The sequence below is a fragment of the Candidatus Thiodictyon syntrophicum genome, from assembly GCF_002813775.1.
In the GTDB taxonomy this organism is placed as follows: domain Bacteria; phylum Pseudomonadota; class Gammaproteobacteria; order Chromatiales; family Chromatiaceae; genus Thiodictyon; species Thiodictyon syntrophicum.
The window spans coordinates 2,699,048-2,712,957 of record NZ_CP020370.1 but is presented as its reverse complement, the minus strand read 5'-3'; the positions used below and the strand labels follow the sequence as shown (position 1 = coordinate 2,712,957).

Below are 13,910 nucleotides of genomic sequence, written 5' to 3'. Positions count from 1 at the left end.
GTTCACCAAAAGGCGCCCGATGATGAAAACCCCCCTCCCCCTGGCGACACTCCTGTCCGCACTCCTGGTCGCCCCCCTGTTTGCCCAGGACGCCGCGCCCGCGAAGTCGGTCGGGGACCTGTATAAGGAACGCGCCGCGCTCAGCGGCAAGCAGGTGACGCTGCACGGCAAGGTCGCGAAGGTCAACAACCAGATCATGGACCGCAACTGGGTGCACCTGCGCGACGGCACCGGCGACACCGCCGACGGCTCCAACGACATCACGATCACCACCATGGATACCGCGAACCCGGGCGATACGGTCACGGTCGTCGGCACCCTGGTTGTCGACATGGATTTCGGCTCGGGCTACAAGTACCCGCTGCTGATCGAGAAGGCGACGATCACCAAGGCCCCCTGAGCCGCCGGGCCCGCCCCCCATGCCCCGGGTCCGCGACAGGGACGACCCGACCGAGCGCTACAACGCCGACCTGGCGGACTGCCTGGCCGCGGTGCCCCTGTTGCGGCCGGCGGCCCCGGGCAGCCCGGCGCAGCGCCGCCTGTGGCGCGCCTGCGAACTGTGCACCTATCTGGAGTATCGGTTCGACGCGGCGCCGGACCCGCGCTCCCTGACCGACGAGGCCATCCACGACTGGGCGCGCCGCGGCCTGACCGACGGCGAGGTGCCGGGGGACCCCGCCGACCTGCTGGGCTACCGGCCCTACTGGCTGGTACAGGACGGCACCTGCCTGGGCACGGTCGCGGTGATGGTCCGGGACCTCGGCTGGGGCCAGCCCTGCCTCTGGATCGCGAGCCTGTATCTGTTCCCGGAAGGGCGGCGCAGCGGGTGCGGCACCCGGGTCATGGCAGCGCTGGAGGGGGCCGCCCGGCACTTGGGGCTCGGGGGCCTGCGCCTGGAGACCGCCTGGCCCTGGCAGGGCGCGGTGCGCTTCTATCTGCAACAAGGCTTCTGGGTCGCGAACTGGAAGCATGGGCTCAGCCTCGTGCGCTATTTCGCCGACCCGCCCTACCGCATTCGGCACGACGAGGGGCGCATGGCCTTCGTCGTCGGCACGGCGACGGCGGACAATGCACGGATCGCGGCCCGGCGCCGCGGCGACACCCTGATCTGGGAGGAGCACGCACCCGTCGGGAACGGAGACGACGACGCGGACGCGGACGCGGACGCCGCCGGGGAACCGGAAACCCTCGCCTCGCCCGCCCCGACCTTCGCCCTATGGCTCGCCGTCTGCGGCTGGCCGCTGATCCGCGGCCCCCGGGAGTGGGAGCGCCGCTACCACTGGTCGGACACCGGGATGCCCGAGGGACTGGCCTACAAGATCACCGTCTTCGAGGCCTATACCCGTCGCTGCGGCTTCCGGGTCGACACGCCGCGGATTCCCGGGTTGGTGTATCCGCCGTGGGAGGAACTCTGAGCCTGGGGGGCTTGCCACCCCCGTGCCGGAAGGTCTCACGGGCAGGCGCCCGGCGGCAGCACTCATCATCCACACGGCTTCTTGATCACCACCCTTTCGCTTTCGATGATCCGGCGAAAGGCCGGGCTGGTGTTGGCCCAATCCACCAGATCGATCGTATAGGGGATATCGGACTCACTGAAATCCATCCGCAGGTGAGCGGCCGTTTCATACGGCAGCGGGGTCTGCCCGATGACGCACAGGTCCAGGTCGGACGTCCGCCTGGCCCCGCCCTTGGCGCGCGAGCCGAAGGCCCAAACCTCGCGGTCCGGGACCTGCCGGTGCAAAATGGCCATCACCATCGCCAAATGGTCGGGGCGTAAGTCAAGCGGCATGGCGCAGCCGCTCCAGGGTGACCTTGGCATCGGCCAGAAAGGTCCGGGCACGCTCAAACGCGCGGGTCGCCTCCTCGCTATCGTAGATATGCGAGGTCTTGTTGCGTGCCTCGTAATGTCCAAACCCTTCCTCGAGTCGCGCCAGCGCCTTTTCCAGTACATCGACACTCAGTCTCGTCATGGTTTCGCTTCCCATTCGTCGGCGGCCGCCACCGGGGCGATCGGATCGTCATGAATCGCCCCCAATCCCACGATCCGCGGAGAGGGTTTCCGCTTGGCCGATGGTGACTCCCCCTGCTCGATGACGAGAAAGATCGCCTCCAGACGCGCATTCGGCGGCAGCGGGGGGATCTCTTGGATCCGTCCGGCGTTGTCGGTCGTCAGCAGCAGCTTCGTCGCCTGCATGTCAGCCTCCAGATCATCAATGCCAGTTGTGTAGGATGGGTAGAGCGCAGCGAAACCCATCGCTACCCTAATCCCGACTCAGTGCCTCGAACGGCCGTCATTTGAGCCCGTCGAGCCGTGCCAGGGTCTCCCGCCGACGGGTCTCGTCCACCTCCCGGAAGGACTTGATCAGGGCCAGCAGGGTGTCGACCAGGCCCTTGACCAGCTTGCTCAGGTCGAGCGCCGCGGGCAGCCCGAACCGGGTCGCCCCCGCGGGGTCGAGCAGCCGCGCCCGCACCAGCTCGGTGAAGGCCGCCCGCAGTTGCACCGCGGACGCCACCCAGGCGCGCAAGCCCTCGACCTCGGTCAGGTCCACGCCCGCGATCAGGTAATTCTTGGCCCCTTCGATCAGGGCATCGAATGCGGCCTTGGCCTCCACATAGGCGATGAGGCCCTCCGTATAGGTCCGCGGGTCATCGCGCCCCTGCTCGCAGAGCAGCCGCGCATGGCCCTCGCCTAAGGATTGCTCGCGGGCCAGGATCTCGAACAGGGTTGCCATGGTCTTAAGGTTTCCGATGGGTGGATGAGTGTCAGTCGGGTTAGCGCGGCGTAACCCGATACCGGGGTCGGAATGCCAGGCCTTGATCATAACTGTGCGACACGAAGTCGCGTAAGTGATTGTTCTACTGGCGGTCGCTTGGAGGCGACCTGATAGAACCGACGGTTTCTCCCGTCGTAGCCTAAGAGCACATGCGGGACTGGTAACGGTCCGGTGTGAAGCTGCTCTGACAATGTACTCCGCCCGAAAGGGTAAGACGAGCCCGTGAGGGCGACCAACACTGCAAGCATCATGCGGTAGGAGGCTAGGCTGAGAGGTATGGTGAACACATGTGAATCGACATAAGACCCGTGATCAAGAAACTGCCAAAGATGCTGTTGAACTAATCCGCTCCGCGGGGCCTTCCGCGGCCATCCCGCAGCGCCATTGAATAGCGAATGAAGCGCGGATAAGCCCAGCCGTCCCACGGTTACCCGCGGCCCCGCCCCGTCCCCCATCGTCCACACTCGTAACGGCCCACTCCGGGTCGTTGACCGAGAACCAGACGATGACACCCCTGCGTCAGCAGATGATCACGGCCATGCAGATGCATGGCTTCTCGCCGCGCACCCACGAAAGCTATCTCGACGCGGTGCGTGACCTCGCCAAATTCACCCGGCGCTCCCCGGACACCCTGGAGCACGCCGATCTCACGCGCTACTTCGAGCATCTGGTGGTGCAGCGCAGTTTGGCCCCGGCCAGCGTGCGGCTGATGTACAACGGCATCCGCTTCTTCTATCTGCGGGTGCTCGGCTGGCCGACGGTCGACCTGGAGGTCACCTTACCCAAGCGCCCGCAGCGCATCCCGGAGCTGCTCACCCGCGGCGCGGTCGCCGCCATCCTGGCCGCCTGCGACAATCCGCGTTACCGCATGATGTTGACGGTCTGCTATGGCTGCGGACTGCGCCTGAGCGAAGTCCTGGCCCTGCGGGTGCAGGACATCGACGGCGAGCGCCGACTGCTGCGGATCACCCAGGGCAAGGGGGCGAAGGACCGCCTGGTCCCACTCTCACCGACCCTGCTGGAGGCGTTGCGGGACTATTGGCGCCTCTATCGGCCAGCGGATTGGCTGTTCGCCGGGCGCGCCGGGACGCCGCTGTCGCCGACCGGCTTGCAGAAGGCCTTCACCGACGCCAAGCGCCAGGCCGGCGTAACCACGGTCGGCGGGATCCATGGGCTGCGCCACGCCTACGCCACCCATCAATTGGCGGGCGGGTTGTCGGTGGAGCGCCTGCAACGGTTGATGGGCCACCGCAGCATCCAGACCACCCTGCGCTATGTGCATTGGCTGCCCAGTGCCAGCGAGGGCGAAGGGACCCTGGACCTGCTTGCCCAATTGGAGGCCGGCCATGGCTAATACCTCCCTGCAAGCGGTCATGGCGGCGTGCCTGTCCGGTTATGCCGAACATCACCCGTTGAGCCCGCACCAATGGCAGGTCTGTCATCACATCCTGGACTGTCGTACCGCCGCGCTGGGCGGCTTCGCCCTGGAATGCGACCAGTGTGGGGATTGCCCCTTCCTCTATCACGCCTGCCGTGATCGCCATTGCCCGCGCTGCCAACGCCGGGCCTCCGAGGAATGGGTCGAACGCCAGCGTGCGGCGGTGCTGCCGGTGACCTATCACCATCTGGTCTTCACGCTACCCGACACCCTCAACGGCTGGGTCGAGGTCCACCCCGAGGTGATCTACGCCTTGCTGTTCGAGACGGTGTGGGCGACCCTGTCCGCCTTCGCTGAGGACCCCAAGCGCCTGGACGGGCAGTTGGGGATGACGGCGATGCTGCACACCTGGGGGCAGACGCTGGTACGCCATGTCCACCTGCACTGTCTGGTGCCGGGCGGGGCCTTTGGCGCCGACGGGACCTGGCATCCGGCCAAGAGTACCTATCTGTTCCCGGTGCGGGCGCTGTCGCGGCACTTCCGCGGCGGTTTGGTCAGCCGGTTGCGCCGGGCCTTCAAAGACGGGCGACTGTCGCGCCTCACGGCCGCGGAGGTTGACCGCGTCCTCAACGCCCTGATGCAGCCCGAGTGGGTGGTCTATTCCAAGCCTTGTCTGGCGCGCACCGACACCGTGATCGAGTACTTGGGCCGCTACAGCCATCGCATCGCCCTGTCGGACCGGCGGCTGCTGGCCTTCGATGAAGAGGACGACACGGTGGACGTCCGCTACAAGGACTACCGCGACGGCAGTCGCAACAAGGTCATGACCCTGACCGGCGAGGAACTGATCCGGCGCTTCCTGCTGCACGTCTTACCCAAAGGGTTCATGCGCGTTCGTCATTTCGGTTTCCTGGCCAACCGCTGCCGGGCGCGCTGTCTGGCGCTGATCCGTGCGGCGCTGGCGGCCCCGCCGCCGACGCCGGAACCCGCCACGGCACCGGCGGCGACGGCGCCCTTTGACGGCTATCCCTGTCCCAAGTGCCGCACTGGGCGCTTGCACGTCACCGCGCACCTGGCCCCGCTACGGCGTGGTCAGGGGGTTTCGCTGATGCCCGCCACCTGCTAAGCCTCAGCGCCCGCCGGCCGTCCGGGACAGGCCGCCCGCGGCCTGCGTTCGCGCTCGCCCAACATCCGGGAAATGGGCTACACTTCGTCCTCAATAGCCCGTTGTCCAGCCCCGCGGAGCCCTGCGGAGGCCCGCTTGGTGCCGCACCGAGCGGCATCCGGGTGCTGCAACGTGGTCCGGGACCGACCGGCGCCCCGGCCTCAGGGATACAATTCCCTCTCTTAAAGAGGACCGCGGCCGCAGCAGGCGTCGTGCCAGGAGCGGATTAGTCCAACAAACGTTTATCCGTCGTGCGCGCGCGGCGTCGCGCTCCGACTCGGGGTCAGTTGGGCGCGCACGACGGATAAACGCTTATTCGATAGGCAGTGGCCAAAAGGCAAGTGGACAGGATGCGATCTTAATTATTGATCGCACGAGAATGTTGCTCCACCGAGTTAGAGTCGACACCTAACCCTCTCTGTCATTTATGCGGAACGTGGTAAGCCCGTCTTGCCGCCCAACTGAGGGCAGGTGAATCGCAAGAGGAACTGTTGGGGAGGCGGGTAAAGGAGACTGGAGAAAGCGAACGCCGGGTTGTAACGACGCGGATAGGGGCTGAAACATTGCTTCACCCGAAAGGGGGCAGACTTCCAGTTGGTCTTGAATCGCGAGAACATTTGTAGAACTCTCACAACGGCGGCAAAGCAAATGATGATAGCTTCTGCTATTGGTGCAGCCACCGACTGCAAAGTGGATTGGCGCACGCCAAGGTACACCGAACGGTACGAGGGCTGCAAATTGGTATCGCGAAGGCCGAACGGCCGGCTCTGTCACTGGGGCTTATCAAGGCTTGAGCCGTGTGCGGTGAAAGTCGCAAGCACGGTTCTTAGGGGGCTGGGTGGCGGTAACGTCGCCTGGCTACCCGACCCGGCCACCTCGAGGGAGACATCCGTCGCGGCCTGGGGGCCGCTCCTACGCCGTAGGAGCGGCCCCCAGGCCGCGACGGGTTGCCGCAAGGGCGCGTGGCCGGAGTTACGATCGAGGCCGAATGCCAGTACCCCATTCCACCTTATGCTACATACCGACCCCAACGGGGTCGAAAATACCAGCCCAGGGCAACGCCCTGGGTTAGCGTTGTTGTTTCGGTACAGCCCTGAAAGGGCGTGACATAACGGCGGCCTGGCGGACCGGGTGCCGCGCGCCTAACCCGACCGGCAGCCAACCCGAAACATCCGGTAATCGGTCACGGCCTTGGGCTTGGTTACCGTCGGGTGCTGGCGCCCGGCGGTCAGGGCCTTGACCCGGTCGGCCAGATAGCACTCCAGTTCCGCCAGGGTGACGAAGCCGAGCCGGCTGAAATCGGCGCGGCCGTCGCGGATCGCCTCCAGGAGCGCGCAGGTGAAGGCGCCATGGCCCCAGGCCGCGTCCTCGCGCGAGAGCTGGGCGCCGCTCGAGGAGGAAAAGACCACCACCCCGGTGTCCGCGTCCGCCAGTTCGTTGGCGAAACGGTCCAGGTCCGGCAGCGAGTCGAGCGCGGCCCTGGTATCGCCGAGCAGGGCGCCCGAATAGCAGGTGTCCAGCATCAGCACCACCTTGCCCTGGATGCGCCGCAGATACTCAGCGATATCGCCCCCCTTGATGGCGCTATGGTGCGGCGCGGCCGGGTCGCCGTCGACGCTCAGATAATAGTAGGCGCCGAAGTGGTCCTTGAGCCCGTGACCGGCGAGGAAGACCACCGCCACGTCGCGTTGCCCGACCTCCAGTTCCAGCCAGTGCAGCCCCTCCAGGATCGCCGTCCGCCCGGCCGCCGCGTCGGTGAGCGGACGCACCTGCACCTCCCGGTAGAGCCCGCCGGCCTGGGCGCGCAGTTCCGCGGCCACGGCATCGGCGTCCGCCGCAGCGAAGCGCAGCGGTTGCACGATCTGCGGCGGATAGGCACCCACCCCCACCGTCAGACCATAGAGCCGGGGCTTGCGCCAGTCCGCGTCGCCGCTCCAGGGGATCGGCAGCAGCACCGCCTCGCCCGCGCCCAACTCGCTGAAGGGGACCAGGCTCAGCACCCCGGGGCCGGGCGGGGCCAGCACCCGCAACTGGCCCACCACCCGGCGACCGCCGTCGGTCTCCAACTCGCGCCGGTCCAGCAGCAGCGGCAGCGGCCGACCATCCAGCCGCGCCTCCACCCGCAGCACCGGGGCGGCGTCCGAGTCGGCCTTGTAGGTACAGTCCACCCGGGTCCCGTCGGCGACGACCGTCAGGCCGTGGGAGAGCAGGCGCAGGACCGGCGGGAGCAGGAAGGTGATCCCGCGCGACCCGGTCTCGGCCGCCGGCGCGGTGCCGCGGGCGGCATCGGCCAGGCGCAGGGCCGCGGCCGGGTCGGCGCTCTCCAGCACCAGCGCGATGACATCCGGACGGTTGAACCGCTCGCGCAGGCGCGAGGCGCCGAAGAAGTCCGGCGCCTGATCCGGCCCGCGATTGACATGCCAGCCGATCAGGTCCTCGCCCCCGGCCGACGCGGCATAGTGACCGAGCGGGGTCCAGAGGACCCAGCGGGGTTGGGTGCCTGGCGGGTCCCCAGACTGGGATGGGGCCGGGTAGAGCGCCAGCACCTCGGCGCCGTCCGTCAGGCGGTGCCAGCGCAGGGTGCCGTCGCCGTAGCCGGCGACCGCGTAGCGGCCGTCGCGGGTGACATTGAGCGCCCAGACGGTGCCGGGCACCGGCTGCTGCCAGCACTCGCGGCCGGTGCTGGTGTAGGCGCGCAGCCGCCACTCGGTGCCGAGCAGGAAGCCCAGGTCGCCCGGCGACCCGGGCGGGGTCAGGGCCAGTGAGCGGGCGATCTCGTAGGGTTCGAGCTTGAGCGGGCGGCCCGCGAGCTTGGGCTCGGTGTTGTTCACCCAATCGGTCACCAGGCACCCGGGGCCGCCCGGGTGCGCCGGGTCCGGGTCGGCCCTGCCCTCGTCCGGCAGGGTCAGGTCCGCCAGGGCCGCGGCGGACGGGTCCAGGGTCAGGGCGCGGGTGCCCAGGTCGAACAGGGCCGGGCGCTTGCCCCATTGCCCGTAGCCGAACGCGACCCGATCGCCGGTGGCCGAGAGCCGGATGCCCTTGTCGTGGCACTGGCCGCGGAAGTCCGCGGCGGCCAAGGGATTGGACCAGCGCGGTTCCGGTTCTGCCCCGGGGCTCGGCGAACCGAGCACGAAGATGCCGTCTGACGCCCCGATCACCAGCCCGCCATCGGGGAGCGGGTGCAGGGTCATCACCGTGTTGGTCGTCGCCCGCAGGGGGCGGCCCCGCGCCCCGAGCCCGGCCTGCGACCAGCGCAGTACCGGGCTGTCGCCGCCTTCGTCATAGCGCCCGCCAGCAAAGAGGGTGCCGCCGTCGGCGGACCAGGCGACGGTGCCAAGATTCCCGTTGCCGATCCCGGCGGTGTTCGCGCTGCCCAGGTGGGCGAGGGTGCGACCGTCCAGCAGGTCCACCGTGGTGCTGTCGGTATAGCCCACCGCGATGCGGGTGCCGTCCGGAGAGAAGGCGACCGTGAACGGGCGCTTGCCGCCGGGTGGACGGACGCGGTGGGTCGGTTTGAGCCCTTGGCCGCCGCCGCTCAGCGCGGACTTGATCCGACCCCAGAAGGACCGACGCGGGGTCGCGTCCGGGCCGTCCGGCGGCGGGGCATAGAGCCGAACCTGGCCGTCATAACAACTGGTGACCAAGCGCCCGTCCGCGGCGAAGTCGGCCCAGTAGGCATCCCCGCCATAGTCCGAGTCCCGGCCGTCCTCAGACCAAGCCGCCGAGGCACCGGCCAGCGCGCCGCCGCTCGCGAGGCCATAGATCCGCAGGCCCCCACGGCCGAGTACCGCAGCGAGCCGGCGCCCGGTGCGGTCGAAGGCGAGATGAAGGACCACCATGGGCAGCCCTTTGATCCGTTGGCGCAGGGTGCCGGTGGCGCGGTCGAAGAGATAGATGAAGTCCTCACCGCTGGGGCCAAGCCAACCCCCGACCGCGACCCTCTCCCCGTCCGGGCTCAGCGCCACCGCATAGACCTTGCCCAGGTGGCCGGGGCCGAGCGGCACCCGGATGGTCCGCTCCAGGGTGCCCGGCCCCTCACCCGGCGCCGCCGCCCCCGCGAGCCGCCAGACCCGCACCGTCTTGTCGTCCGACCCGGAAACCAGCCACAGCCCCGCCGCATCCACGGCGGTACGCCTGATCGCCGCCGTATGGCCCCCCGGGTCCAGGCGCAGTTGGGGCGCGCCCGGGAAGGGGTCCGCCGGGTCGGGGGCAGGCGCGGCGGCGGCGGCCGGGCCCTGATCGGGTGCGGGTGCGGGCGGTCGGTGCTCGGACATGGGCTGCTGGACACCTCCTGTCGGTCAGCGCGGTCGCCATCTTAACCCGAACCGCCGCCCCGGCAGACCCGCGGTCGCGGCCTTCCCATGAAAGTCGCCCACCAGGTCGCGCTAATGCAGCGCATCACAAGCTCCAGACCGTGCGCAGGTCGGGATAGGTCTGGATGGTTTCATCGACGGTTACCAGCCGCGCATTGCGAGCCTGCGCAGTAGCAATGATGATGCGGTCTGCCGGGTCCTTATGGATATCCGGCAATAGGGTGGATGCGTGCAGCAATCCGGGGGTTAGCGCAAGGCACTCGATAGCCGACTCTGTCAGTGCGGCATCAAACCAATCCGGCAAGCTCAACGGTAGCGTCAAAGTGCCCTTCTTGACGAGTTGCGCAACCTCCAACGCAGAAATCACCGACACGGCAAGCGGCTCATCGACCGCTTCCAGCCAGCTCCGGAGTCGCTCGGGCAGCTTGCCGCTGATCTCCGGATGGAGCCAGCGTACCCAGGCATGGGTGTCCAGCAGGATCATTGGTAAAGATCCCCCCACTCGCCCGGCGCCAGCGCGGGCACGATGTCGTCGCCGTTCAGCACGGCCCCTTGGAAGGCGAGGCGCGGCGAGGGGGCGTGCCTCTTCGGTGCCGACGGCCTGGGCTGCTCGGCCTCGAGCAGGACGATCACCCGCGCCGGACCGCGCCGCTGTGACCGTGGAAGCTTGATGTGGATCTCGCTGTTCTCGTCGATCTCGGCGTCGATTTCAATGGCGAGCATGTGACATCTCCAATGACGGATAGTGACTGATTGCATGTCGGCTGACCGGGCGGCGAACGGAGGTAAAGGACGTAGGAACTCAGTGAGCGCAGCAGGATTACTGTTCCTGCGAGTCTTGGCAAGCGCGCCGTGACGGCACCGCTGTCGGCCGTCAGTTCGGGCACAATGCCGTGGGTTCAGCCGGTCCTGAGTTCATGCCGGATCGTTTCACGCACCACATCGGCCAGCGTTTGCCCTGCGACGAACTGACGCAGGGCCTCGTTGATCAGCGTCTGGTAGCTTCCGCCGGTCAGGGCCGCACGCGCCTTGAAGGCGGCGAGCACCGTGTTGTCGACCCGCATCGTAATGCGGGACTTGCCGCCCTGTTCGGCCTGCAGCCGGGCCAGCGCGGGCACCTGTGCCACCGGCTTGGCGTCGGCGAAGTCGAGGTCGGCATACTGGTCGAACAGCGGGTCAGAATTGTTGCTCATAGCGATCACGCTGCGGTTGGGTTGCCGGCGGCCTTCACCGGGTCGAATTCGATCTCCATAGTTCTAACAGTATGCACAAATGTACAGATCGTCAAGTCTGTCGGATGGGCAAGGATGGGCAAAGCGACGCCTGCCGACCCAACCGCTGCGCCCGGGAAGCGGGGAACCGATCAAGCCCGGGATGGGGTTGAGACTGGACGCTGGCTTGCCCGCGCCGAGCGGTCTAAGCTCACGCCATCGACCCCAAGCCCAGGCCCGCGGCGGCACCCCTCGCCCGCCGCCGGCCCCGGCCTCAGCGCCCGGAGCCCCATGTCCAGCCAAGCCCCCGCACTCATCCCCATGCTGCAAGGCCTGATCGGCAGCCTGTCGGTCAGCAGCATCACGCCCGCCTACGACCACAGCAACCGCCCGGTCATCGACCTGCTGGCCGGCTGGCTCGCGGCGGCCGGGTTTCGGGTCGAGGTGCTGCCTATCCCCGGGCACCCGGATAAGGCCAATCTGCTCGGGACCCTGGGCCGCGGCCCCGGCGGTCTGGTCCTGTCCGGCCACACCGATACGGTCCCCTTCAATGAGCCGCTCTGGTCGCATGACCCGCTCAAGCTCACCGAATCGCAGGGGCGCTACTACGGGCTCGGCACCGCCGACATGAAGTCCTTCCTGGCGCTGGCCATCGATGCGGCGCGGGGACTCAGGGCCGCGGACCTCAAACAGCCCTTGATGATCCTCGCCACCGCGGACGAGGAGTCGGCCATGCACGGGGCGCGCGCCCTGGCCGAGGCCGGGCGCCCGCTCGGGCGCTACGCAGTCATCGGCGAGCCCACTGGGCTGAGACCCGTGCGCACCCACAAGGGTGTCATGGGCGAGGCGGTACGCCTCATCGGGCGCAGCGGCCACGCCAGCGACCCCAGCCTGGGCAACAATGCGCTGGTGGGGATGCACGAGGCCCTGACCGCCATCCTCGCCTGGCGCGACGAACTCGTGCACTCCCACCGGCACCCGGCCTTCGCGGTGCCCTACCCCACCATCAACCCCGGCCACATCCACGGCGGCGACAACCCTAACCGCATCTGCGGGGACTGCGAACTGCACCTGGATCTGCGCGTCCTGCCGGGCATGGACCCCGCGGACCTGCGCGCCGAACTGGCCCGGCGGGTGGCCGAGGTGGCGCAGCGCCGCGGCCTCACCTGGAGTGTGGAGCCGCTGTTCAGGTCCATCCCCCCGGTCGAGACCCCGGCCGACTCCCTGATCGTGCGCGCCGGGGAGGCCCTCACCGGCCACGCCGCGGGGGCCGTCAGCTTCGGCACCGAGGCGCCCTTTTTCGACCGCCTGGGCATGGAGACCCTGATCCTGGGACCCGGCGACATCGCCGTGGCCCACCAGCCCGACGAGTTTCTGGAACTGGCCCGCATCCCGCCCACCCTGGAACTGCTGCGGGGGTTCATCCGGCGGTTCTGTCTGGATGCTATTATCCCACCGGAAAAAGCCAACAACGATCCTTGAGGAGGCACGGCCATGCGCTGGCGTACCGGCAGACGTAGCGATAACGTGGAGGACCAACGCGACGCGGGGGGCGGTCTGGGTGACCCCTTCGGCGGCGGACGGGCACCGATGCGGGTGGGGCGCACCATCGGCATCGGGGGCGGGGTCGGCGGAGTGGTGCTGGTGGTGGTCCTGATGCTGCTGGGCGTGGACCCCTCCTTTCTGCTGACCCCGGGTGGTCAGATCGCGCCCGAGCAGTCCCCCGCGCGCCGGGGCCCCGGGGCGGACGGGGCGCCCCAGTTCCAGGCCCCCACGGCCGGGGTCGAGGACGAGATGAAGCAGTTCGTCTCGGTGGTCCTGGGGGACACCGAGGACACCTGGACGGCGGTCTTCAAGGAGTCCGGCAAGCGCTATGTCGAGCCCCGCCTGGTGCTGTTCACGGGGATGACCCGCTCCGCCTGCGGGCTGGGGGAGGCGGCCATGGGGCCCTTCTACTGTCCGGCGGACCAGAAGGTCTATATCGATCTCGCCTTCTACGACGAGTTGCGCAACGACTTCGGCGCCCCCGGGGACTTCGCCCAGGCCTATGTGATCGCCCATGAGGTGGGCCACCACGTCCAGAACCTGCTCGGCATCTCCGACCAGGTGGAGAGCCTGCGCCGCCGCGCCAGCCGGCGCGAGGCCAACAACCTCTCGGTGCGCCTGGAACTCCAGGCCGACTGCTTCGCCGGTATCTGGGCCAACCGTGCCCACCAGGCGCGCCAGATCCTGGAACAGGGGGACCTGGAGGAGGGACTCAACGCGGCCTCCGCCATCGGCGACGACCGGCTGCAGCGCCAGACCCGCGGCTATGTGACCCCGGACAGCTTCACCCACGGCAGTTCCGCCCAGCGGGTACGCTGGTTCAAGCGCGGGCTGGCCGAGGGGCGCCTGGCCGCCTGCGACACCTTTTCCACCGCGGAGCTTTAGTGTATCCATGCCGATGAACAAGACCATCCAGACCAGGCTCCCCTTGCTCCTGGCGCTCCTGCTGTGGGGCCCGCCCGCCCCGGCCGAGAACAACTTACTCCAGGACCTGGAGCCGGTTCGCCCGCGCGGCCTCACGGACGGCGAGCCGGTGCCGACCATCGAGGCCACCGTGCCCCTGCCGCCCTGGCCGCGGGATGCGGACCTGATCGCCTTCGTCCCGGATGGGCCTCAAACCCCCTTGCGCTTCGCCATCGACGGCAAGAACCTCAAACTCGGCGATGCTCGCGGCACCGAGGTGCACTACACCCTGGTCATCGAGTCGGCGAGCGGCACCCGCAACCTGTCCTTCGAGGCCATCCGCTGCACCCTGCGGGGCGCCTACAAGACCATCGCCTACGGCAGCGACGGGCGCTTCACGCGGGTCCCGGAGGCGCAGTGGCAGCCGCTCGACCGGGACAGCGGGGCCTACCGCGAGGACCTGCGCCAGCGCTTCTGCGTCCCCCGTGAGATGCGCGCCCGGCCCGTCAAGGACCTGCTGCGCGCGCTGCGCGGGCGGATCGCGGCGACCGAGGGTTCGGGGTTTCAGACGCAGTAGGAAAACGTGGCGTCAGGCGGGACGGGGTTTGCAACCCCGTCCCG

At 68.5% G+C, this 13,910-nt stretch carries 15 protein-coding genes; 7 read left to right on the top strand and 8 right to left on the bottom strand.

Annotated elements, in window-relative coordinates:
- Window positions 1-19 precede the first annotated feature (19 nt).
- Both THSYN_RS11400 and THSYN_RS11395 read left to right on the top strand, forming a co-directional pair.
- Window positions 20-400, top strand: coding sequence for a hypothetical protein (locus THSYN_RS11400; protein ID WP_100919253.1), 381 nt, complete (start codon window positions 20-22; stop codon window positions 398-400).
- Window positions 401-419: 19 nt separating this feature from the next.
- Complete coding sequence (locus tag THSYN_RS11395; RefSeq protein ID WP_100919252.1) at window positions 420-1,415, top strand: GNAT family N-acetyltransferase; 996 nt, start codon at window positions 420-422, stop codon at window positions 1,413-1,415.
- Window positions 1,416-1,480: 65 nt separating this feature from the next.
- On the opposite strand, the gene THSYN_RS11390 is transcribed toward THSYN_RS11395, so the two are convergent.
- From THSYN_RS11390 to THSYN_RS11375, 4 genes are read right to left on the bottom strand one after another with little or no spacing between them, the layout of a single operon-like run.
- Entirely contained in the window at window positions 1,481-1,750 is a 270-nt protein-coding gene (locus tag THSYN_RS11390; RefSeq protein ID WP_216644733.1) for a nucleotidyltransferase family protein, read from the bottom strand.
- 28 nt (window positions 1,751-1,778) lie between these two features.
- Window positions 1,779-1,970 (bottom strand): nucleotidyltransferase substrate binding protein, encoded by a 192-nt coding sequence (locus tag THSYN_RS11385; RefSeq protein WP_100919250.1) that lies wholly within the window; start codon window positions 1,968-1,970, stop codon window positions 1,779-1,781.
- Window positions 1,967-2,254, bottom strand: coding sequence for a hypothetical protein (locus tag THSYN_RS11380; RefSeq protein ID WP_157817604.1), 288 nt, complete (start codon window positions 2,252-2,254; stop codon window positions 1,967-1,969). The genes THSYN_RS11385 and THSYN_RS11380 overlap by 4 nt, the downstream gene beginning before the upstream one ends.
- A gap of 37 nt (window positions 2,255-2,291) precedes the next feature.
- Window positions 2,292-2,732 carry a hypothetical protein gene (locus THSYN_RS11375; protein WP_100919248.1) on the bottom strand — a complete coding sequence of 147 codons (441 nt, stop codon included), beginning with the start codon at window positions 2,730-2,732 and terminating at the stop codon, window positions 2,292-2,294.
- Between the two features lie 547 nt (window positions 2,733-3,279).
- Between THSYN_RS11375 and THSYN_RS11370 the strand changes: the two genes are divergently transcribed.
- Both THSYN_RS11370 and THSYN_RS11365 read left to right on the top strand, forming a co-directional pair.
- Window positions 3,280-4,128 (top strand): tyrosine-type recombinase/integrase, encoded by an 849-nt coding sequence (locus tag THSYN_RS11370; protein WP_100917453.1) that lies wholly within the window; start codon window positions 3,280-3,282, stop codon window positions 4,126-4,128.
- Window positions 4,121-5,278: an IS91 family transposase gene (locus THSYN_RS11365; protein ID WP_100917452.1), complete on the top strand. Its 1,158-nt coding sequence runs from the start codon at window positions 4,121-4,123 to the stop codon at window positions 5,276-5,278. Before THSYN_RS11370 ends, THSYN_RS11365 begins: the two co-directional genes overlap by 8 nt.
- A 1,181-nt stretch (window positions 5,279-6,459) precedes the next feature.
- Here THSYN_RS11365 and THSYN_RS11360 read toward each other — a convergent pair.
- From THSYN_RS11360 to THSYN_RS11345, 4 genes are all read right to left on the bottom strand, one after another.
- Window positions 6,460-9,591: a caspase family protein gene (locus THSYN_RS11360; RefSeq protein ID WP_100919247.1), complete on the bottom strand. Its 3,132-nt coding sequence runs from the start codon at window positions 9,589-9,591 to the stop codon at window positions 6,460-6,462.
- 124 nt (window positions 9,592-9,715) lie between these two features.
- Window positions 9,716-10,114, bottom strand: coding sequence for a type II toxin-antitoxin system VapC family toxin (locus THSYN_RS11355; RefSeq protein WP_100919246.1), 399 nt, complete (start codon window positions 10,112-10,114; stop codon window positions 9,716-9,718).
- Window positions 10,111-10,353 carry a hypothetical protein gene (locus tag THSYN_RS11350; protein ID WP_100919245.1) on the bottom strand — a complete coding sequence of 81 codons (243 nt, stop codon included), beginning with the start codon at window positions 10,351-10,353 and terminating at the stop codon, window positions 10,111-10,113. Before THSYN_RS11350 ends, THSYN_RS11355 begins: the two co-directional genes overlap by 4 nt.
- Window positions 10,354-10,529: 176 nt before the next feature.
- Window positions 10,530-10,823, bottom strand: a complete 294-nt coding sequence (locus THSYN_RS11345; protein ID WP_100919244.1) for a BrnA antitoxin family protein — start codon at window positions 10,821-10,823, stop codon at window positions 10,530-10,532.
- A 309-nt stretch (window positions 10,824-11,132) separates the two neighbouring features.
- Here THSYN_RS11345 and argE point away from each other — a divergent pair, with 309 nt between their 5' ends.
- The 3 genes from argE to THSYN_RS11330 are packed head-to-tail and all read left to right on the top strand — an operon-like array spanning window position 11,133 to window position 13,866.
- Complete coding sequence (gene argE, locus THSYN_RS11340) at window positions 11,133-12,323, top strand: acetylornithine deacetylase (protein ID WP_100919243.1); 1,191 nt, start codon at window positions 11,133-11,135, stop codon at window positions 12,321-12,323.
- A gap of 12 nt (window positions 12,324-12,335) precedes the next feature.
- A complete protein-coding gene (ypfJ, locus tag THSYN_RS11335; RefSeq protein WP_100919242.1) occupies window positions 12,336-13,271 on the top strand; it encodes a KPN_02809 family neutral zinc metallopeptidase in 936 nt (311 codons plus the stop codon).
- Between the two features lie 7 nt (window positions 13,272-13,278).
- Window positions 13,279-13,866 carry a CNP1-like family protein gene (locus THSYN_RS11330; RefSeq protein WP_100919241.1) on the top strand — a complete coding sequence of 196 codons (588 nt, stop codon included), beginning with the start codon at window positions 13,279-13,281 and terminating at the stop codon, window positions 13,864-13,866.
- Window positions 13,867-13,910: the final 44 nt, after the last annotated feature.